We start from the raw sequence: 20,621 nt of genomic DNA on the forward strand, positions 1-20,621 counted from the left end.
TTTGTGAAATAAAGCCATCATTTAACATTGGATGCAGATACTTTTCTACCAGCATCTATCAAAATAATATTTGGCGATTTATTTAGTTTCAATTCTTTCAATATTGCTACAACTTTATTGTATTCTATTATATCAAAATATAATATAACTTTTATTGATTTATTTGTATTGTTAGCTTTCTCGTAAACTTCCACTTGGTTTTCAAGATTCTGTTTTAACTTAGAATTAGAAGCTAATTTAAACTCAATAAGGGTTTTATCCTTTGATCCTTTTGAAACAGCATAGTCAACAGGACCACGACCATTATTAGTTTCTCTATTAACATCAAAATCAGAAGCAAACCATGTGAGTCTATAAATAATTTGTAAATCTTCTTCTCTTTTAATTGGAACTCCACCGATATAAAAAAGTCTATAACCATCATTGTCTTCAATAACTTTTTTTAAATATACTATCCTATCTAAAGCTTCAGCATAAGAGCTTTTTGCTGGAATTTTATAAAACTTCGTATTTGATAATAATTCTACAAAATTTTGAACTTGACTTATAAATAAGGTTTCTACTTCTTCTACCTTTGATTCTGAAATACTTTTAGCTCCTTCTTTATTCTCTTCCTTAATTTTAATATAATATTTTATAATTTCAGGAAATTGCTTGATTGTTTTATGAATCGCTGTCGAAATTTCTTTTTGAGAATTTTTCTTATTCTCTTCAACTTTAGGCAAAACTTGAAAATAATAATTAAAAACTTCGTGTCTCAATTGTTCATTTGGTATCCCTGTAAGTATTCCTGTAAAATTTCCTCGCAAGTCTTTACTATTTATCCAGTTATCATCTTTTGTTAGTAAATCTCGTGGCGTTAGCATAACATAATCTCCATAAATATATGGCAAAGTATATTCTTTAGGCATCCATCTTTCAAACTTATAATCAAAAAACACTTTTTCAACATAAACTTTACGTAAAAATTTAGTTTCAATATTTTCCAATGAAAATTTTTCAGTGTATTCTAACAAAAATTGTTTAATTAAATTTGTTGTAAAATCACTAATATTATCTTTTCCAACTCCTATTTCAAACAATCCCGCTTTTTCAAGGTGAGAAGTCTGATTTACCACTTCTTTACCTAAATCATCAAAAACAATATGTATAGATGAAGAAAAAGCATCACCAAATTTTTTACCTAATCCACTTCCTTTATTGCCAACTTTACTATACCCAAACCAATTTTGTTTAACCTCAGGAAATAAATACCATGATTGCACTTGATGCTTTCTATTTCTTCCCGTTTCTGCTTTTCCTTTTAAAAAAGTTAAATACTTAATTATATCATCATGTAAATTTTGATATTCCTTTTTCTTATTTCCAAATAACAAAAATGGATCAATAAAAAGAGGCAAATCATTTATTAAAGAAATATTAAATGCGCCATAGTTTTCTAATGTTTCTACTTCAACATTAAAAAAATCTGTAAAGTATATTTTCATAACCTTAAATTTTTACTGTTACTATTTAAAACAAAGATTATTTTTTCCCGTAAATTTAATTTATGGAAATCCGTAATACATTAAATTATAATGCAATAGCAATTTTATAAAATAAAAACAAATAAGTTAACAAGTAGTTATACGTGTTTTTATCTTTCTTCAGCATTAGTCTTTTTTAAGGTATTTTTAATTTCAAAATATTAAAATCAATTAAAATAGAAAATGAACCTACATTTTCTGCAAGCTCATTTTTCATTTTAAATCAAACAACAATAATTCACCCCAAACTCATCCCACCATCCATAATAACATCAGCCCCAGTCATAAACACTGCAACATCACTACTTAGATAAGAAACCATTTTAGCCACATCTTCTGCCCTTCCCATTTGTTTTAGAGGGACTTTTTCTACTACGACATCCATAATACCTTTTACAGTGGCTTCGTCTAGGCCTACTTTGTTCATGACTTCGGTTTGGGTTGGTCCTGGGCTAACCGAATTGACACGAATCTTTCTTGGCGCTAATTCTAAAGCAGCGGATCTCATAAACGAATTCAAAGCTGTTTTACTCGCCGAATAAACCGAAGATCCCGGGCCTGGCATACTCGCAGTATTTGAAGAAAGAAATACCACCGAAGCGCCATCTTTCAAAATTGGGATAAATTTGCTTAAAGTGAAAAAAGCACCTTTCAGATTCACGTTCATAATGCTGTCATACAACTGTTCTGTAGTTTGTTCAATTGTTCCTAAACCCGCGATTCCAGCATTGATAAACAAAATATCAACCGAACCGAAATCGGCTTTTACCTGAGTGGCCAGTTTTTCGATATCCGAAATATTCGATTGGTCTGCTGTGATGGCTGTAACGCCTAGTTCTAAAGCTGCTTTTTCTATCGCCTCTTTTCTTCTTCCTGTAATAATTACGTTTGCGCCTTGCTCTTTTAATTGTTTGGCTGTTGCGTAACCTATTCCGCTGTTTCCGCCTGTTATAACGGCTGTTTTATTTTTTAGATTTTCCATCTTTTTGATTATTTAAAGTTTATTTGGCAAATTTAAATTCAAATTGATATAACTTTGTAACCAGTGTCATGGAGTATACCAAACTAAATAATTTGATTTTTCAATGGAAAAAAGTATAGCCACGAATTGCTCCGCCTATTCGCTGTCGCTCGAGTCACGAATTTATTTTTATAATCTATGCCTAAAAATGTGATTAATTATACGAATTGTATTGATTGAATATCAATCAATATAATTCGTGAGGAAAAACTTTGAAAAAGAAAAAATTCGTGAATTACTTCGTCTGTCCCTTCGGTCGAGTCGTGGCAGAAAAACTTTGATAAAAATTAAGCAAAATGGAAAGAAACCAGAAAGAAGAAGTACAAGCGCTTCAGGACACGTTGCATGTTTTGGGCGGAAAATGGCGTTTGCCAATCATCAACTCCATCTGCAACGGAAATCATCGTTTCAGGGAAATCGAACGCAGTATTCCAGGAATTACGACACGTATGCTTTCGCGAGAACTCAAAGAAATGGAATTGAACATGCTGATTAAAAGAACCGAAGATCGCGATGCCGAAATTCAGGTAAAATACGAATCGACACCTTATTGCAAATCTTTTGGTCCTGTAATCGAAGAAATGATCAAATGGGGAAAATCGCATCGGAAGGAGATTATCCGAAATTCTTAAAATATTCTCTCGCAAATTTTGCAGATTTCGCAGATTATACAAATTAAAAAAATCTGCTTTATCAGCTGAATCTGCGAGAGAAAAATAGAGAATCGCTAAAATTGTTTAAACACAAAGCCAACTTTGTCAAAGTTCGAAACTTTGACAAAGTTTATACAGCTTAGGAAAATCGCAACGAAAGAAATCGTTTAAAAATTCTTAAATTGAGTTGTAATTTTATTTGGTCAAAAATCTGTTTTTTGATTCAAAAAACGCCCTAATAAACTTAAAAAGCGCTTAAAACTGCCTTTTTTTATCATTTTTAGCTATAAAAGTTCTATCTTACAAAAAAGGCAAACGCCTGTTCTTTTGTCCTATTATTCTAAAAACTACAAAAAATGAAACAATTATTACAGTGGACCATCATAATTCCGATTCTCTCATGGGCGCTCTTATTTAGCGGACTGATAGTAAACAGCACTATTTTTCAAATCGTTGCAAGTATTCTGCTTATTTTAAGTGTGATGTCGGCTGTACATCATTCAGAAATTATTGCCGAACGTGTTGGAGAACCTTACGGAACTATTATTTTGGCTATTTCGATCACTGTAATTGAAGTTTCTATTATTGTTTCTTTAATGCTTTCTGAAGGTTCAGAGGCAGCTTCTTTGGCCAGAGATACGGTTTATGCTGCAACTATGCTTATCTTAAATGGAATTATAGGTTTGTGTCTTCTTATTGGAAGCATTAAACATTACGAACAGAATTTCTCTCCTTCTTCGGTAACCATTGGTTTAGTTTCGCTTATTTCGATTATTGTATTTACTTTAGTGTTTCCAACATTTACAGAAAGTGTTCACGGTTCTTATTATTCAACCCCTCAGCTCATTTTTGCTTCGATTGCCTGTCTTATTATTTACGGTTCTTTTTTATTTGCACAAACCAAAGGATATCGCCAATATTTTCTAACCAATACTACAAACGAAGACGAATCTAAAACACATCCAATTGAAATCAATAACAAAACATTTTACACTAGCCTAGTCTTTTTATTAGTGAGCTTAGGAATTGTGGTTTTACTGGCCAAAACCCTTTCACCTACTATTGAAACTATTATTATAAGTCACAATCTTCCAAAATCTTTGGTTGGGGTTATAATCGCCATCATCATTTTATTGCCAGAAGCCATCGCCGCGATAATTGCAGCCAAAAAGAACAGATTGCAAACGAGTCTAAATCTAGCTTTAGGTTCTGCACTTGCCAGTATTGGTTTGACTATTCCAACTGTTGCGCTCGTTTGTATCTTATTGGGAATTCCTATTGTTTTAGGACTTGATATTAAATCTATTGTTCTTTTGGCACTGTCTGTTTTTACCGTAATGCTTTCTCTTAGCAAAGGAAAATCGAATATCGTTTACGGCGTTGTGCTTTTAGTCAATTTGTTTGCTTATATGTTTTTGATGATTTATCCTTAAGCTTTCAATTAATTTTAGTTGCTTAAATGTGTATTCGGATTCGATTCCTGGCGACTCTAAACTGTAAAACCAATATTTACAGGATTTTTTTATCATTTTTTAGAACAGTGTCAATCCAAAACTCCATCCTATCCATCCCAGAATATCTTTGCTATTATTATTGATTATAGTATAGCGTTTGGTACGATCCTGAACAAATGTAGAAGTATTTATATTGCCATTTTTATCTTGTTTCTCAGACCAATAGAAATTTAAAGAAGGTCCTGCAGATAGCGCTACACCTTTACACAATTGAAAAGAAAAGGGAGAATCAAATTTAGATAAGGAATTATAAATGTCCCAATTTCCTAAATAAAGATACTGCGTGCTAAATTCGGGATTAAAAGTAAAACGTTTCCCTAACGGAATGTTCTTTCCTAGTCCGATTCCGAAAGAGAATAGTTTTTCTTCATCGGTTCTATCGCTTCTTCCCGCCATTAAAATAGTATACATTTTATGATCTCCTGTTTTTACAGCAAGATTTATATCTGAAATTTCGTTGCTCGTTATACTGATTTTTTTATAACCGCCTTTTTTAAAGTTTAACAAACCAAAACTATAACCAGACGGTGAATCTGTAATGTTAACTAATCCAAATTGGACTCCATGCAATTCTTTAGCATAATTAAAAAGACCTGTAATTTGAGCACCTCGCACGGTATCTTTTCCAATATTGTAAATTCCCGAAAGCTGTAATCCATTTTGAGAACCCTTTACTGTATTACCAATTCCTGCAATTTGAAGTCCTTTAGAATCTTTATATACATTGTTGTAGATACCGCCCATTTGCAAACCGACTTGCGAACCTTTGACACTATTATGAATACCACTTACTTGCAATCCTCTTAAATTGCCAAAAACATTATTATAGATTCCGGCTAACTGAACTCCGTTTACAGATCCTCCAACGGTATTAAATATTCCGGCTATTTGAAGCGCGTCAACATTCATACGATTGATGTTGTAAAGTCCTGCCATTTCAAGCCCGCGAACTCCAGCATTATAACCTCCTAATATATTCAGCGAAAAATTATTGACAATCTGCGTATTCAGCATTCCTCTTGTACTGATACTCGGAATTAAAGAAGCCTGCAAAGGAACCTTAGAAATAAATCCTCCTAGATTGAGCGCTTGTATTTTTTGTTTGGAGGAAATAAAGAAACGGCCAATTCCTGATCTTTCAATTTCAGAGAAATCACCATCAATATAATCTGTTTTATTTTTTTTGTCTCCCATCTGAATTTTAATTTCAGAAAGAAATACCATCGTTACCGTTTTATAATTCTCCTTAACGGCTGTAAGTTCTATAGCTTGAGGTGCATTTTTTAATCGAAGTTCAAAAAAACCATCTTTATTGGTTAAGGTAGACACTAGTGCATTCTTCTCTAATACACTCACATTTTCAATACGATTATTGGTTTGTGTATCTACAATATAACCAATAACAATTTGCTGTCCGTCACTCATAACAGTGTTTTTTTCTAACACCAAAGCAAGTTCTAAAGGCGCATAACGAACAATAACAAATCCTGGCGATTCTTTAAATTCATATTTAGCACCTAACAACTGATCTAAAACTCCTTTTATGGTATTATTATCGGCATGAATGCTAACGACGCTATCTTTTACAGCCAGTTTGCCATAATAAGCAAATCTAAAATTTCCTTTTTCTTCCATTAAGTCCAAAACACTGCCTAATGGTTTCTTATCTGCTTGAATAGAAATTTCATTTTCTAGTACCGATTGTGCATTTGCTTTAAAAAAGATACCCGAAGTAAGGGTTAAAAAGACGGCTGTAAAAACAAACTTTATGTTTCTTGGCATAAAAAGGATATAATACTTTAATGAATTAAATCTTGGATCCAATGATTGGGTTTCCAAAATTACCCCAATTCCTATATTTTCAATAACCATTTTTATAATTTTTTACATCTTTTTTCTTACGAGCATGAAGATGCTGCTAATAAAAGTATTCGCAAAAAATAAGACAAAAAAAATCACAATTGAGAGGCTCGCTTCTCATATTCTATATCTTCGTTTTTTTACGTACTGAATTACGAGAAATACAATTAGTCCAACTATTAAATAAAAAGAAATTTTAAAATAAATATTTACATAAAAAGAATTTATTTCAGAATTATAATATTCCTCAGGAGCATTCTTTAAAAAAAAATCTCCAGTTAATTTACTTTTATAAAGAGGCTGTTTATTAAAACTTGATTGAAGGTAATCAAGTTTAGTTACTCTTAATTCTAATTTAGAATTGTTACTCAAAACTATCCCTTTTACAAGGTAAGATAATCGAGTTCCTTCACCTGTTCCTGTATCTTCAGAAATTTTCTTTATCAATAAAAAATCATCACTCATGTATAATTTTTTATTTCTAAAGCTTTTTAAATTTTCATATTCACTCAAATAGCTGTGGGAACAGATACTTCCAATTGTTATTGTTAATGAAATTATTACATTGCAAACAAAAGCGAAAATTAAAAAGGAGATTAGTATTTTTTTCAAAATTTCAAATTATTATTCATATTGTACATATTAAAAAATGCGAATAAATTTCAATTTTTATAAACGTTTTCAAATTATCTCTTTTACTATGATTATATCATCAATAAAGGAAAATCATATCGAAAGTAAATTATTAGAAACTCATAACCAAACAATCGTACTATTACAACGTTTTAGTAACATAAACTGATAAAAAACAGGAATAATAAATGTTATTTTTACACATAAAAAGTATCACAATAAAGACCAAAACTGAACGATTTTACCCCTCATTTTTCAGCATTTTTCTCTAACTTAGCGCTCTACATTTTGAAATGTAAGATTAAAATAACCATTGTTTTTTGGCAAAACATTGAATGAAAAAGAATTACCATACTTTCTCTTACTTTTTGCTGCAAAAACATTCTTCTAATAATTTAGTTAATTGAAAACTATGAGCAAATTTGATTTTGGAATTGTAGGACTCGGCGTAATGGGTCGTAACTTACTTTTAAATATCGCCAGCCATAACTTTGCGGCTGCAGGTTTAGACTTAGACACCGAAAAAGTCAATTCTCTTCAACAAGAAGCCGATGCTAATCACACTATTGAAGCGACAACAGATGTAAAACATTTTGTAGAGCTTATTCAGCAGCCAAGAGCGATTATGTTATTGGTTCCTGCTGGAAAACCAGTTGACAGCGCCATCGCTAGCTTATTGCCTCACTTAGATAAAGGAGACATTATTATTGACGGTGGAAATACTTATTTTACAGATACTGACAGAAGATTTATTGAATTATCTGAAAAAGGAATCCACTTCTTCGGAATGGGAATTTCGGGTGGTGAAAAAGGTGCTCGTTTCGGTCCTGCTATGATGCCAGGAGGAGATCAGAAAGCGTATGAAAGATTACGTCCTATTTTTGAAGCAATTGCAGCAAAAGTAGAAGGCGAACCTTGCGTAGAATATTTAGGAAATGGTTCTGCTGGAAACTACGTAAAAATGGTTCATAACGGAATTGAATACGGAATCATGCAATTGATCTCTGAGATTTATGACTTAATGAAAAGAGGTTATAACTTGGATGATGCAACGATTCAGAAAACTTTTGAAGAATGGAACCAGACTGATGATTTGAGATCGTATCTGATTGAAATCACTGGAAAAATCCTAAAACAAGAAGATACAGACGGAGGTCTTTTAATTAATAAAATTTCGGATTGGGCAAGATCTAAAGGAACAGGAAAATGGACTTCGCAAAATGCAATGGATTTACAAGTTCCAGTTCCGACAATCGACGCAGCGGTTAACATGCGCGATATGTCTAAAACAAAACCAGAAAGAATTGAAGCGGCTACAAAATTAGTTTGGAACGCTGATGGAACAAATGTTTCTCAAAGCGAAGCAATTGCGTCTTTAAAATCGGCTTTGTTCTTTTCTATCGTGGTGACTTACGCTCAAGGTTTAGCACAGCTTCACACGGCTTCTAAAGAATACAACTATGGCTTAAATTTAGAAACAGTTGCTAAAATCTGGCGTGGCGGATGTATTATTCGTGCGACAATTTTAGAGGATTTCAGAAAAGCTTATGTTGCAAAATCAGACTTGCCAAACTTGCTTTTAGATAACGGAATTGCTTCAAAACTAACCGAAAATCAAGCAGGAATGCGTGCTGTAATTCAATTTGCAGTTCAAAAAGGATTACCTGTTTCAGGATTAATGAATTCGCTGGCTTATTTTGATGCTTACAGATCTGCAAATCTGCCAACAAACTTAATTCAGGCACAACGTGATTTCTTTGGAGCACACACTTACGAACGTATCGACAAAGAAGGTGTTTTCCATACCCAATGGGCTGAATAAGACAACTAAAAAAACAACACAACTAAACCACACAATGACTAAAAATAAACTAAAGAATCCAACAATCATTGTTATTTTTGGTGGAACTGGAGATCTAGCAAAGAGAAAGCTATTCCCCGCTTTTCAAAATCTGTACCTTGACGGACGTATGTCTGAAAAGTTTCAGATTATTGCTCTTGGAAGAGCTGAAAAAACCAATGAAGATTTTCGCGCTTATGTAGCAGAAAATCTAAATCTATTCTCAAGAAGAAAAGGAATTGATGATCCAGAAACAGAAAAATTTCTTTCGCACATCTCGTACCACAGTCTTGATATCGATAAAGAAGAATCGTATATTGGATTAAATGAAAAAATAAATAATTTTGACCTTGCTTTTGGCGAACGTTCTAATCGTCTTTTCTATCTTTCGATTACGCCTTCTTTCATTTCAACGATTTCAAGCAACATCAAGAAAATTGGCCTTGCGGCGAATGCCAAACAGGATCGCATCATTATTGAAAAACCTTTTGGTTACGATAAAGCTTCTGCAATCGAGTTGAATGAAATGCTTTCGCAGACTTTCAAAGAAGAGCAGATTTACAGAATTGACCACTATTTAGGAAAAGAAACTGTTCAGAATATTTTGGCTTTCCGTTTTGGAAATTCAATGTTTGAGCCTTTATGGAGCCGTAATTTCATTGATTTCGTGCAGATTACCGTTGCAGAAGAAGTCGGCGTTGAAGAACGCGGCGGATTCTACGAAGGTGTTGGAGCATTGAAAGATATGATTCAGAACCACTTGTTTCAGATTTTATGTATGACAGCTATGGAAGCGCCTGCTTCTTTAAATGCTGATGATATTCGTAATCGAAAAGCAGATGTTTTGAAGTCAATTCGTCGTATTAAACCAGAAGAAGTTGATCATTATATTGTAAGAGGTCAGTACGATGCTGGAGAAATAAAAGGAGTTCCTGTTCCGGGTTACCGTCAAGATAAAGGCATTGCGCCAGATTCTAATACAGAAACTTATGTTGCCATGAAAATCTATTTGGACAACTGGAGATGGCAGGGAATTCCGTTCTACTTGCGTTCAGGAAAAAGAATGGAAGAAAAACAGTCTTCAATCATTATCCAGTTTAAACCAGTGCCGCATTCTTCATTCTCATACGGAAAAGAAGGCATGACACCAAACCGATTGATTATCAACATTCAGCCTTCAATGGACATTAAACTGCAGTTTATGACCAAAAAACCGGGCTTATCGATGTCTTTAAGACCTGCAGAGATGGTTTTTGATTATTTTTCTTGTTCTACAATGTCGCCAGAAGCTTATGAAACCTTAATTGCAGATGCATTATTAGGAGATCCTACCCTATTTATGCGTTGGGATCAGGTGGAAGAAGCTTGGGATGCAATTGAAACGATTCAGCAAGTTTGGAAAACAACGCCTCCAAAGAATTTCCCAAATTACAAAGCAGGAAGCTGGGGACCTGAAGAAGCTGATGAATTGTTAGCGCGCCAAGGCCACAAATGGATTCCGAATACACAAACAAAAGAAGAAGTTTTAAATGATACAGATTTATAATAACATAGAAGAAATTAATACTACAGCAGCAGATCTTTTTGTAGAATCGGCTCAGAAAGCAATTGCTGCAAAAGACAAGTTTACAGCTGTACTTACAGGAGGTTCTTCTCCTGCTGGGATTTACAAATTATTAGCTTCTGATGCTTACAAAAACAAAATAGACTGGAGTAAAGTTTATATTTTTTGGGGTGATGAAAGATGGGTTCCGCTTAACGATGATTTTAGTAATGCTAAAATGTCTTACTCCACTTTATTGAGCCACGTTCCTATTCCGCAAGAGAACATTTTTGAAATGTACAAAGACGGCGTTACACCAGAAGAATATGCTGCTGAATACGAAAAGTCTATAAGAACAGTTTTGGGCGAAGAAGGTAAATTTGACTTGATTCTTTTAGGTATGGGAGATGACGGACACACGGCTTCTCTTTTCCCAGGTGAAGCGGTTCTAGAAGAGCAAACTAAATGGGTTGATGCTTATTATTTGGCGCCGCAAAAAATGTATCGCATCACGCTTACTGCTCCATTAATCAATAAAGCTGAAAAAATTGTTGTAGTGGCTTTTGGAGAAAAGAAAATCAACGCTTTAAAGGAAGTTACAACTGGAGCTTACAATCCAACATTATATCCAATGCAATTGATTAAACCTGTTTCTGGCGAATTATTGTTTTTGGTGGACAAAGTTGCTGCTGGAACAAACTAAGAAATTGTTTATTTCCATATAATTTAAGGTCTATACTGAAAAGTGTAGACCTTATTTTTTTGATTTTTTTTCTCTCGCAGATCTTGCAGATTTGGCAGATATTATAAGTAACAAAATCTCCTGAATCTGCTAAATCTGCGGGAGAACTATATGCTCAAATAAATTCAAAATTGATTGCAAAACACTGAAAAACAAATATTTACAGAAACCTATTTCTTTTTTATTTAATTTTGTTTAATACTCTCCGTTTCAATCTATTAGATTATAAGCATCATTTTTATTCTTCTCGAGCTTTTACACTGATTATATAATTTCAAATCCATTTTGCAATGAAATATAATTACTTTTTAATTGCTGTTTTTCTTCTTTTTATTTCCTGTAAAGAAAAAAACACCGAACCCAAATCAGTTAAAGTCAGTGCTTCGCAAGGATGTTATATTCCGAAAACGAACGATAAAGATTGGTATACCCAAAACAAAAAAGCGCCTAAGTTTAGAGGTCTTGATGGTGTGAATTTTAAAATTACAACCAATAATCCTGAAGCGCAGGAATACTTTAATCAGGGAATGATGTTGGCGTACGGATTCAATCATGCCGAAGCAGCAAGATCATTTTATGAAGCTTCGCGTTTAGATCCAAATTGTGCTATGGCGTATTGGGGTTTTGCTTATGTTTTAGGTCCGAATTACAATGCGGGAATGGAAGAAGATAATTTTCAGCGTGCTTATGATGCGGCTCAAAAAGCTAAGAAACTTTCTGCGAAATGTTCTCCCAAAGAAATGGCTATGATTGATGCATTATTAACGCGTTATGCTAAAAATCCTCCTGCCGATAGAAAACCGCTTGACATAGCTTATGCCGAAGCGATGAAAAAAGTATATACTCAGTTTCCCTCAGATCCCGATACTGGCGCGCTTTACGCGGAATCTCAAATGAATCTCCATCCGTGGGATTTGTATGAAAAAGGCACTGGGATACCTAAAAAATGGACTCCAGAAATACTAGCTGTTTTAAACGAATTGATTACAAAAAATCCGAAGCATCCTGGCGCGCATCATTTTTTGGTTCATGCGGTAGAAGCTTCTTCACATCCAGAAAACGGACTTAAAAGTGCTAAATTACTAGAAACTTTAGTTCCCGGTTCTGGACATTTGGTGCACATGCCTTCTCATATTTACATTCGCACAGGAGATTATCACGAAGGCACACTTTCCAATATTGAAGCAGTTAGAATTGATAGTTTGTATTCTACCGCCTGTAATGCACAAGGCGCTTATCCTCTAGCCTATTATCCGCACAATTATCATTTTTTGGTGGCTACAGCGGCTTTAGAAGGAAATTCAAAATTGGCTTGGGAATCGGCACAAATCTTACAGCAGCATATGTCTCCTAAAATCATGCGTGAAGCCGGTTGGGGAACTTTGCAACATTATTATAGCATTCCATATTATATCTCTGTAAAATTTTCGATGTGGGATAAAATCATGGAGATTCCACAACCTGAAAAAGACCTCGTATATCCGAATGCGATTTGGCATTATGCAAGAGGAATGGCTTATCTTGGGAAAAATGATATTGCCAATGCCGAAAAACAGCTTGCTTCTCTGAACCAATTAGCAAAAGACAAAACCTTAAAAGAGGTTACCATTTGGAATATCAATACCACTTATGATCTTGTTCAGATTGCTGCCAATGTTCTTTCAGCAGGAGTTGAAGCCAAAAAGAATAATTTGGATAAAGCAATTATTCTTTTAAATAAAGCAATCGCAATCGAAGATCATTTAAATTACAACGAACCGCCAGATTGGTTTTTCTCTGTTAGACATTATTTAGGCGCAGTTTTACTTAAAACTGGAAAATACGCCGAAGCTGAAAAAATCTACAAACAAGATTTACAAACGCTCCCAAAAAACGGCTTCGCCTTAATCGGACTTTATAATGCTTTAAATCAACAGAAAAAAGAAAAAGAGGCTTTGAAAATTAAAACCGCTTTTGATGATGCTTGGCAATATGCCGATTTTGAGATTAAGGATTCTTCTAGTATTATGGAGTGATTTTATTTTTTAAGATGTCATCGTAAAAACTCGGAGACTTTTATTACGTTTAGAAATTCTAAGACCAAAAAAAATTGCGCAAAGTCAGAGACATTTGCGCAGCTTTTCAATTAAAATTCAGAACTCTTTGCGGAGCGGAGCATAAATTAAAATACTTTACCCCATACTCAACAACTGTTTCTTTTTTAAGATCCATTTATTATTCATTTTCTCAAAATAATATTTGTCTTTTTCCATGCTTATGCCTATTCGTTTTTTTACTACGACCTGAGCAATATTATCCTCTAATGTAAAATTTGAAAATTGAACAAACAAGTATTTTAAATCTTCGTCATCTCTTGGGACGAGTTTTATTTCATAATCCGATTTATAATTTGCTATACATTTCTCATCTAATTTAAAATTCAAAAAAGCACCAAAAGAATTTTTGTCTGTTACTATAGAATCCACTAAAGCTATTTTTAATTTCTCTATTTTAATATCTTTAAATTTAGGAACTTTACTCATGTCAAAATTTTCGACTGAGTCAATCAAAATTTTTATATTTTTTGTTATAAATTCTGATGCTATTTGCTCTTTTAAATTATCACTTTTTGCGTCTCCATCGACTTTATTTTTACAATTTAAAAATAACAATGAAATTAATAATATTATAAACTTACCATTCATTTTTCTTAGTATTAATTGTTGAACCATTAATTCCATTTATTTAACCAAACGCATTAACCTCTCCCCAACTCTCCGAAGTTTTCCTACTAGCGCTACGAAAATGTCCCAAGCTCTCCGAAGTCTTCTTGCTAGCACTACGCAAATGTCTCCGCCTTTGCGCAACCTCTAATACTTTTTAAAAATACAAAACGTCTAAAAAGTCTCTGACTTTTAAAACGAATACCAGTTATCTATCATCAAGAGAAATAACTTCTATATTCACCTCTTGGCCCCTGCTCTCCAAAGTCTTACTTGAGAGCGCTGCGCAAATGTCTCTGACTTTGCGCCACCTCTGATGTTTCTCAAAAACACAAAAACATCTAAAAAGTCTCTGACTTTTAAACTAATACGAGTTATAAAGATTTATCGATTTCGGATCTAGTACATTAACTATTGGATTATCCGCTTTCTCAATTTTTAATAAGCCCGAATCGCTTATATAATTACTTGCACTTGAATAAATGTAATCTGAAGCTTTTGCTACCAATCCGGCTCTCACAGGATTCAAATGTACATAATGAAGCTTTGACCACATAAATTCTATTGAATAAATTTCTTCTGCGTGATTTCCGTACTGCCAAAATTGGAATTTTTTATTTCTCTGATGGCTTTCTGTTGCCAGTTCAAAACGTTGCAGCATCCACTCTCTTCTACTTTCAGGACCATTTTGAATCTTTTCCAAAATATTTTTTGCAATAAACTTTTTAAAATCTCTTATCAAATCTGATAATTTTCCATCTTCAGATTGTATTATTAAATGAATATGATTACTCATAATTACGTAACCATATAAAATCATTCCTTTGTTTTTAATGCAGTAATCCAGACATTCAATAACAATATCACGATAACATTGACGTGTAAAAACATCAATCCAGTCTACAACTGTTGGCGTAATAAAATGAGGCAGTTTTTGATCTCGAATAACATAACCTTCTTTCATTTGATTTTTTTTATTCAAAAATAATGATTTTTCTTACTTATTGGATTTTTAGAAGTAATCATAAAAAGTCGGAGACTTTTATCACGTTTAGAAATTCTAAGACAGAAAAAAAATGCGCAAAGTCAGAGACATTTGCGCAGCTTTATAATTCCAGTTTGGAACTCTTTGCAGAGCGCGGAAATAATTAATTCTCAATTAACTCAATATCCATCGTTTTAATCAATCCGTCTTCAAAAGTATAAATATGCTTTACAAATCCTTCAAACATCAAATTACCTTGAAGATCCTTTACTGTTTGGTGAACTTTTACTTCTAAACTTCCATTTTCTCTTTCATCAAAACCAACTGGTAACACTTTCGGATTTATTTCTGTCCATTGTCTTGTCCAATACTCTCGAATTTCATCATGACCACTAATATAACCACCTTCCCAAGCTTTTGACCATTGTACATCATCTTGCATTGTAGATAAACAATTAGCTATATTTCTTTCGTTAAAAGCATTGTAAGCCTTTTCTATTATTGGTTGAAATTGATTTGACATATTTGATTGTTTTTTAATTAGTTCTATAAAAGTAGCACAGAAACAATAACTTTTTAATACAAATCTCAATAAATATCAAACCCCTAAAAATCAACTCCAATTATTATCAAATTTTTAAATCTCATGGTTTTTAGAAAAATTTTAAGAAACCTTGTTTTTCAAATTACTATATTTGGCGCACTTTAGAGAATAATTAATCCACTTTCTAAGAAACAAAATTGTAATTCCTGCTGTAGTTGTATGAAACCCACTAAGTTCATATATATCGTTTTACTTTCGCTGCTTTGTTTTTTCAGAGGCACCGAAACGTATTCGCCGATTTATACTTTCAGCAACTGTATTACTTTAGATAGCGTTGCGGCAGACGACACGCAGATTTTTTCTTCTGACTTTTCTTCTTCTAAAAATCTAGAAGTTCATTATAAGCTCAAAAAGAAAATGAAATGCAGAGCGACTACTTTAGAACAAAGTACGATCAAAGCTCCTTATTTCAGTAATTTGGTTAATTTTAAGCTTTATAAAGAAAGCTTAATCTATGGTATAGCTTCAATATACCATATAGAAAGACATCCTCATCTTCATTTGTACCAACTTTTCTAGGCTACAAAATTTCGTCGTTTTTATATTCTAGTGTTCTGGAAAAATACCTCATTTACGTATGTGATTGAGCTGTTATTGCTATAAAAACATTTCCCTAAAACGGTACTTTTTCAAATAAAAGCATCCGTAAACCTTATTATTTTCAAAATCCAAATTCAGACTCCCGATATTTTAATATCAAGGGAGCACATCTATTTATTCAAAAATTTAAACCTAATGATGAGCATTTATAAAAATCCATTTCTTTTATGCACCTTGGCTTTATTCGTTTTAGTCTCGTGCGGTGATAAAGCAAAAAAAGATTCAAACAACATAAAAACGGTTCCTGTTTATAAGGTAACTCTAAAAGACACCATAGTTTCGAGCAAATTTGTTGCCGATGTACATGCTAAAAACAATGTAGAAATTCACGTTCGTATTCCAGGTCTGTTAGACAAAGTTTACGTTAGCGAAGGACAAAAAGTAAAAAAAGGGCAAATCCTTTTTAAAATAAGTGATGTTGAACTTCAAATTCAATTGCTAAAAGCCGAAGCCGTTTACAAAAGCGCAAAAGCCGATTTACGAATTGCAACTGTAGAACTAGAACAGGCGCAAACCCTTTTCAATAAAAAAGTAATTGCAGATAAAGAATTAGAATTATCGAAAGCAAAAAATGACGCCGCTTCCGCGAAATTAGCGCACGCAGCTGCCGAAAGAAAAGCTATCAATCAACAAATTAGTTTTACCACAATCCGCGCGCCATTTGACGGAACAATTGACCGTATTCCGTTCAAAGAAGGAAGCTTAGTCGAAAACGGTTCATTATTGACTACTGTTTCTCAATTAGACGATGTGTACGCCTATTTCTCAATTCCTGAGAATACCTATTTCCAAATGATGGAAGACAAAACCTTAAACACTCAAGGCGATATCAAATTGGTATTGCCAAACGGAATGGTTTATGGACAAAAAGGAGAATTAAGAACCGCTGACGGAGAAATCGACAGAGAAACTGGTTCTATTCAATACAAAGCAAAATTTCACAATCCGCAAGGATTTATCAAGCACGGAACTTCTGGCAAACTGATAATTTCGGAGCCAAAAACCAATGCAATTTTAATTCCGCAGAAAGCTGTTTTTTCTATTCAAGACAAACAATACGTTTTCCGCGTGAACAAAGATGGGGTAGTTAAAATGACGAATGTTACCATTGAAACGACTCTAGATGATGTGTATATCTTAAATGACGGTCTAAAAAGCGATGACCTAATTGTACAAGAAGGTACGCAATCATTAAGAGACGGCGATAAAATCAACATGAAACAAATGTAGGTTATCGACTTGTAAAACAGTTATTTAATTATTTATCTAAAACATTTAAAATGATAGAGTTATTTATCAGAAGGAAAATATTGTCATTAATCATCTCGGTTATGATAGTCCTTCTGGGATTGCTGGCATTGTTTCAGCTCCCTATTACCCAATTCCCAGATATTGTACCACCGTCTGTAACCGTTACAGCAAAATATACAGGAGCAAACGCAGAGGTTTCTGCCAATGCTGTTGCTCTTCCGTTAGAAAGAGCCATCAATGGTGTGCCTGGAATGACGTATATGTCAACCGTTACTTCCAACGATGGTTTAACTTTAATTCAAGTTTTCTTTGAAGTAGGAACCGATCCCGATTTGGCTGCCGTAAACGTGCAGAATAGGGTTACCACGATTTTGGATGAACTTCCAGAAGAAGTAATTCGTGCCGGAGTTACGACCGAAAAAGAGGTAAACAGTATGTTGATGTACTTGAACATTACAAGTACCGACAAAACTCAAGATGAACAGTTTATCTTCAACTTTACGGATATTAATATTCTTCAGGAATTAAAGCGTATTGATGGTGTTGGACGTGCCGAAATCATGGGGCAGAAAGAATATTCGATGCGTGTCTGGTTAGATCCAGAAAAGATGCTTTCGTATAATATTTCGGCAAATGAAGTTATTGCTTCACTTCAAAAACAAAACATTTCTGCCGCGCCAGGTAAAGTAGGTGAAGGTTCAGGACAAATGAACAATCAATTACAATACGTAATTAAATACGGTGGAAAATTCTTCGAGCCAAAACAATATGAAGAAATTCCGTTAAGAGCCAATTCAGACGGAACTATTTTAAGATTGAAAGACATTTCGAAAATTGAATTTGGTGCGATGAGTTACGGAATGGTTTCTAAAACAGATGGAAAACCTTCGGCATCAATCATGTTGAAACAACGTCCAGGTTCGAATGCTTCTGAAGTAATTGCGAGCGTAAAAGAAAAAATGACCGAACTGAAAGGTTCTTCTTTCCCCCCTGGAATGGAATTCAACATTGCTTATGATGTATCTCGTTTCCTTGACGCTTCGATTCATGAAGTATTGAGAACTTTGGTTGAAGCCTTTCTTTTGGTAGCATTTGTAGTTTTCCTTTTTCTTCAAGATTGGAGATCGACTTTAATTCCAGTATTGGCCGTTCCTGTCGCGCTTATTGGTTCGTTTACCTTTATGTCGATGATGGGATTTTCGATCAACTTATTAACGCTTTTCGCTTTAGTACTTTCGATCGGAATTGTGGTCGATAACGCGATTGTCGTCGTCGAAGCCGTTCACGTAAAAATCTCCGAAGAACATATGTCACCAATGGAAGCTACCATTAGCGCCATGAAAGAAATTACAGGTGCCGTTATTGCAATTACGATTGTAATGGCAGCCGTATTTATTCCCGTTGCATTCTTGAGTGGTCCTGTTGGAGTTTTCTACAGGCAGTTCTCATTGACAATGGCGATAAGTATCGTAATTTCAGGTATTAATGCCCTTACCCTTACTCCTGCCCTTTGTGCAATTATGCTAAAAGCGCATGATCCTAACAAAGAGAAAAAATCATTATTAGACAGATTCTTTCACAGATTCAACCATTGGTTTGATAATATTACTTCAAAATACATCAAAGTATTAGTAAAATTTGCTGATCGCAGCACCGTAACTATTGGGTTATTAGTATTGTTCTGCATATTAACTTGGGGAACAACTAAATTTTTGGCGTCAGGATTTATTCCAACTGAAGATCAGGGAATGGTTTACGTAAGTGTTACAACACCACAAGGAGCAACGGTAGAACGTACTGAAAAAGCTTTGGACGAAGTAACTAAAATTGCTCAAGGAATTAAAGGTGTCGACAACGTAACCACTCTTGCGGGATACAGTATTGTAACTGAAATTGCAGGTGCTTCATACGGAATGGGAATGATCAACCTAAAAGACTGGAGCGAACGTGATATTTCGGTTACCGAATTTATGGCAGAGCTTACAGAAAAAACCAAAAACATTTCCGATGCCCAAATCGAGATTTTTGCACCGCCAACAGTTCCAGGTTTTGGTAATACAAGTGGTTTTGAGCTTCGTTTACTAGATAAATCTGGAGGAAGTATTACCAATACCGATAAAGTAACCAAAGAATTCATCAAAGAACTGAATGCATCGCCAGAAATTCAGAACTCTTTTTCGAGTTTTGATGCTACTTTCCCGCAGTATTTAATTCATATTGATTACGATTTGGCGGCCAAAAAAGGAATCTCTGTAGACAATGCCATGTCAACTTTGCAAACCATGTTAGGTTCGTTTTATGCTACCAACTTTATCCGTTTCTCTCAAATGTATAAAGTAATGGTTCAGGCAAGTCCGCAATTCCGTCAAAATCCAGAAAGTATTTTAGATATGTATTTGAAGAATGACGCAGGCGAAATGGTTCCGTTTTCTACTTTCATCAAATTAGAAAGAGTTTACGGACCTGAGGTTCTAACACGTTACAATATGTACATGTCCGCTATGATTAACGGTGAACCTGCCGAAGGTTACAGCTCTGGAGATGCGATTGCCGCTGTTGAAAAAATTGCTGCCGAAAAACTGCCTAGCCGTTTCGAATTGGAATGGTCTGGTATGACACGTGAAGAGATTTTATCAGGAAACCAAACCATTTACATTTTTGCGCTTTGTATACTTTTTGTATACTTATTATTGGCCGCGCAGTACGAAAGTTTATTGCTTCCGTTCCCAGTATTATTAAGTCTTCCCGTAGGAGTTTTCGGTTCTTATATTGCGCTTGTAATGGTTGGACTTGACAATAACATTTACGCTCAAGTAGCACTCGTCATGCTGATAGGTCTGCTTGCCAAGAACGCCATTCTGATTGTAGAGTTTGCAATGGCACAAAATAAGCTCGGACGAGATATTGTCGAAGCAGCGATTGAAGGAGCAAGACTGCGTTTTAGACCTATTTTGATGACCTCTTTTGCTTTTATTTCAGGATTAATTCCGTTGTGTATCGCTTCTGGTGCGGGTGCAATTGGTAACCGTTCCATCGGAACAGCAGCTGCAGGAGGAATGTTAATCGGAACTGTATTTGGTCTTTTAATTATTCCGGGACTTTACATACTGTTTGCGAAATTGGAAAAACGAATGAATAAAAATTAAA

The 20,621-nt window shown here is 34.2% G+C and carries 16 protein-coding genes; 9 read left to right on the top strand and 7 right to left on the bottom strand.

Annotation, left to right across the window (positions count from 1 at the left end; translation table 11 throughout):
* Positions 1 to 17: 17 nt before the first annotated feature.
* The gene (locus AAYQ05_RS16775; RefSeq protein WP_343544543.1) at positions 18 to 1,487 is read right to left on the bottom strand and encodes a DUF8370 family protein; all 1,470 of its coding nucleotides are present in this window, start codon (positions 1,485 to 1,487) and stop codon (positions 18 to 20) included.
* A 277-nt stretch (positions 1,488 to 1,764) separates the two neighbouring features.
* Positions 1,765 to 2,508 (bottom strand): SDR family oxidoreductase, encoded by a 744-nt coding sequence (locus AAYQ05_RS16780; RefSeq protein WP_343544544.1) that lies wholly within the window; start codon positions 2,506 to 2,508, stop codon positions 1,765 to 1,767.
* A gap of 335 nt (positions 2,509 to 2,843) precedes the next feature.
* Here AAYQ05_RS16780 and AAYQ05_RS16785 point away from each other — a divergent pair, with 335 nt between their 5' ends.
* Entirely contained in the window at positions 2,844 to 3,179 is a 336-nt protein-coding gene (locus AAYQ05_RS16785; RefSeq protein WP_177209806.1) for a winged helix-turn-helix transcriptional regulator, read from the top strand.
* A 377-nt stretch (positions 3,180 to 3,556) separates the two neighbouring features.
* Entirely contained in the window at positions 3,557 to 4,633 is a 1,077-nt protein-coding gene (locus AAYQ05_RS16790) for a calcium:cation antiporter (protein ID WP_343544545.1), read from the top strand.
* 99 nt (positions 4,634 to 4,732) lie between these two features.
* Here the strand turns inward: AAYQ05_RS16790 and AAYQ05_RS16795 are convergent, their stop codons facing one another.
* Both AAYQ05_RS16795 and AAYQ05_RS16800 read right to left on the bottom strand, forming a co-directional pair.
* Positions 4,733 to 6,586, bottom strand: coding sequence for a peptidase associated/transthyretin-like domain-containing protein (locus tag AAYQ05_RS16795; RefSeq protein WP_343544546.1), 1,854 nt, complete (start codon positions 6,584 to 6,586; stop codon positions 4,733 to 4,735).
* A gap of 105 nt (positions 6,587 to 6,691) precedes the next feature.
* Positions 6,692 to 7,186 (bottom strand): hypothetical protein, encoded by a 495-nt coding sequence (locus tag AAYQ05_RS16800; RefSeq protein ID WP_343544547.1) that lies wholly within the window; start codon positions 7,184 to 7,186, stop codon positions 6,692 to 6,694.
* A gap of 433 nt (positions 7,187 to 7,619) precedes the next feature.
* On the opposite strand from AAYQ05_RS16800, the gene gnd reads away from it, so the two are divergent.
* The 4 genes from gnd to AAYQ05_RS16820 all read left to right on the top strand — a co-directional run bounded on the left by gnd (position 7,620) and on the right by AAYQ05_RS16820 (position 13,347).
* A complete protein-coding gene (gnd, locus tag AAYQ05_RS16805) occupies positions 7,620 to 9,029 on the top strand; it encodes an NADP-dependent phosphogluconate dehydrogenase (protein ID WP_343544548.1) in 1,410 nt (469 codons plus the stop codon).
* 34 nt (positions 9,030 to 9,063) lie between these two features.
* Entirely contained in the window at positions 9,064 to 10,593 is a 1,530-nt protein-coding gene (gene zwf / locus AAYQ05_RS16810) for a glucose-6-phosphate dehydrogenase (protein WP_343544549.1), read from the top strand.
* The gene (gene pgl / locus AAYQ05_RS16815; protein WP_343544550.1) at positions 10,577 to 11,293 is read left to right on the top strand and encodes a 6-phosphogluconolactonase; all 717 of its coding nucleotides are present in this window, start codon (positions 10,577 to 10,579) and stop codon (positions 11,291 to 11,293) included. The genes zwf and pgl overlap by 17 nt, the downstream gene beginning before the upstream one ends.
* Positions 11,294 to 11,622: 329 nt before the next feature.
* Entirely contained in the window at positions 11,623 to 13,347 is a 1,725-nt protein-coding gene (locus AAYQ05_RS16820) for a tetratricopeptide repeat protein (RefSeq protein WP_343544551.1), read from the top strand.
* A gap of 156 nt (positions 13,348 to 13,503) precedes the next feature.
* Here the strand turns inward: AAYQ05_RS16820 and AAYQ05_RS16825 are convergent, their stop codons facing one another.
* The 3 genes from AAYQ05_RS16825 to AAYQ05_RS16835 all read right to left on the bottom strand — a co-directional run bounded on the left by AAYQ05_RS16825 (position 13,504) and on the right by AAYQ05_RS16835 (position 15,542).
* Positions 13,504 to 14,052, bottom strand: a complete 549-nt coding sequence (locus AAYQ05_RS16825) for a hypothetical protein (protein ID WP_343544552.1) — start codon at positions 14,050 to 14,052, stop codon at positions 13,504 to 13,506.
* 346 nt (positions 14,053 to 14,398) lie between these two features.
* A complete protein-coding gene (locus AAYQ05_RS16830; RefSeq protein ID WP_343544553.1) occupies positions 14,399 to 14,998 on the bottom strand; it encodes an REP-associated tyrosine transposase in 600 nt (199 codons plus the stop codon).
* A 184-nt stretch (positions 14,999 to 15,182) separates the two neighbouring features.
* Positions 15,183 to 15,542: a nuclear transport factor 2 family protein gene (locus AAYQ05_RS16835; protein WP_343544554.1), complete on the bottom strand. Its 360-nt coding sequence runs from the start codon at positions 15,540 to 15,542 to the stop codon at positions 15,183 to 15,185.
* Between the two features lie 240 nt (positions 15,543 to 15,782).
* Here AAYQ05_RS16835 and AAYQ05_RS16840 point away from each other — a divergent pair, with 240 nt between their 5' ends.
* From AAYQ05_RS16840 to AAYQ05_RS16850, 3 genes are all read left to right on the top strand, one after another.
* Positions 15,783 to 16,142: a hypothetical protein gene (locus tag AAYQ05_RS16840; protein ID WP_177209817.1), complete on the top strand. Its 360-nt coding sequence runs from the start codon at positions 15,783 to 15,785 to the stop codon at positions 16,140 to 16,142.
* A gap of 216 nt (positions 16,143 to 16,358) precedes the next feature.
* Positions 16,359 to 17,453 carry an efflux RND transporter periplasmic adaptor subunit gene (locus AAYQ05_RS16845; protein WP_343544555.1) on the top strand — a complete coding sequence of 365 codons (1,095 nt, stop codon included), beginning with the start codon at positions 16,359 to 16,361 and terminating at the stop codon, positions 17,451 to 17,453.
* 50 nt (positions 17,454 to 17,503) lie between these two features.
* Positions 17,504 to 20,620, top strand: a complete 3,117-nt coding sequence (locus tag AAYQ05_RS16850; protein ID WP_343544556.1) for an efflux RND transporter permease subunit — start codon at positions 17,504 to 17,506, stop codon at positions 20,618 to 20,620.
* The last annotated feature ends 1 nt before the right edge of the window (position 20,621 follow it).

It is taken from the genome of Flavobacterium movens (genome assembly GCF_039581425.1).
Lineage (GTDB): Bacteria > Bacteroidota > Bacteroidia > Flavobacteriales > Flavobacteriaceae > Flavobacterium > Flavobacterium luteolum.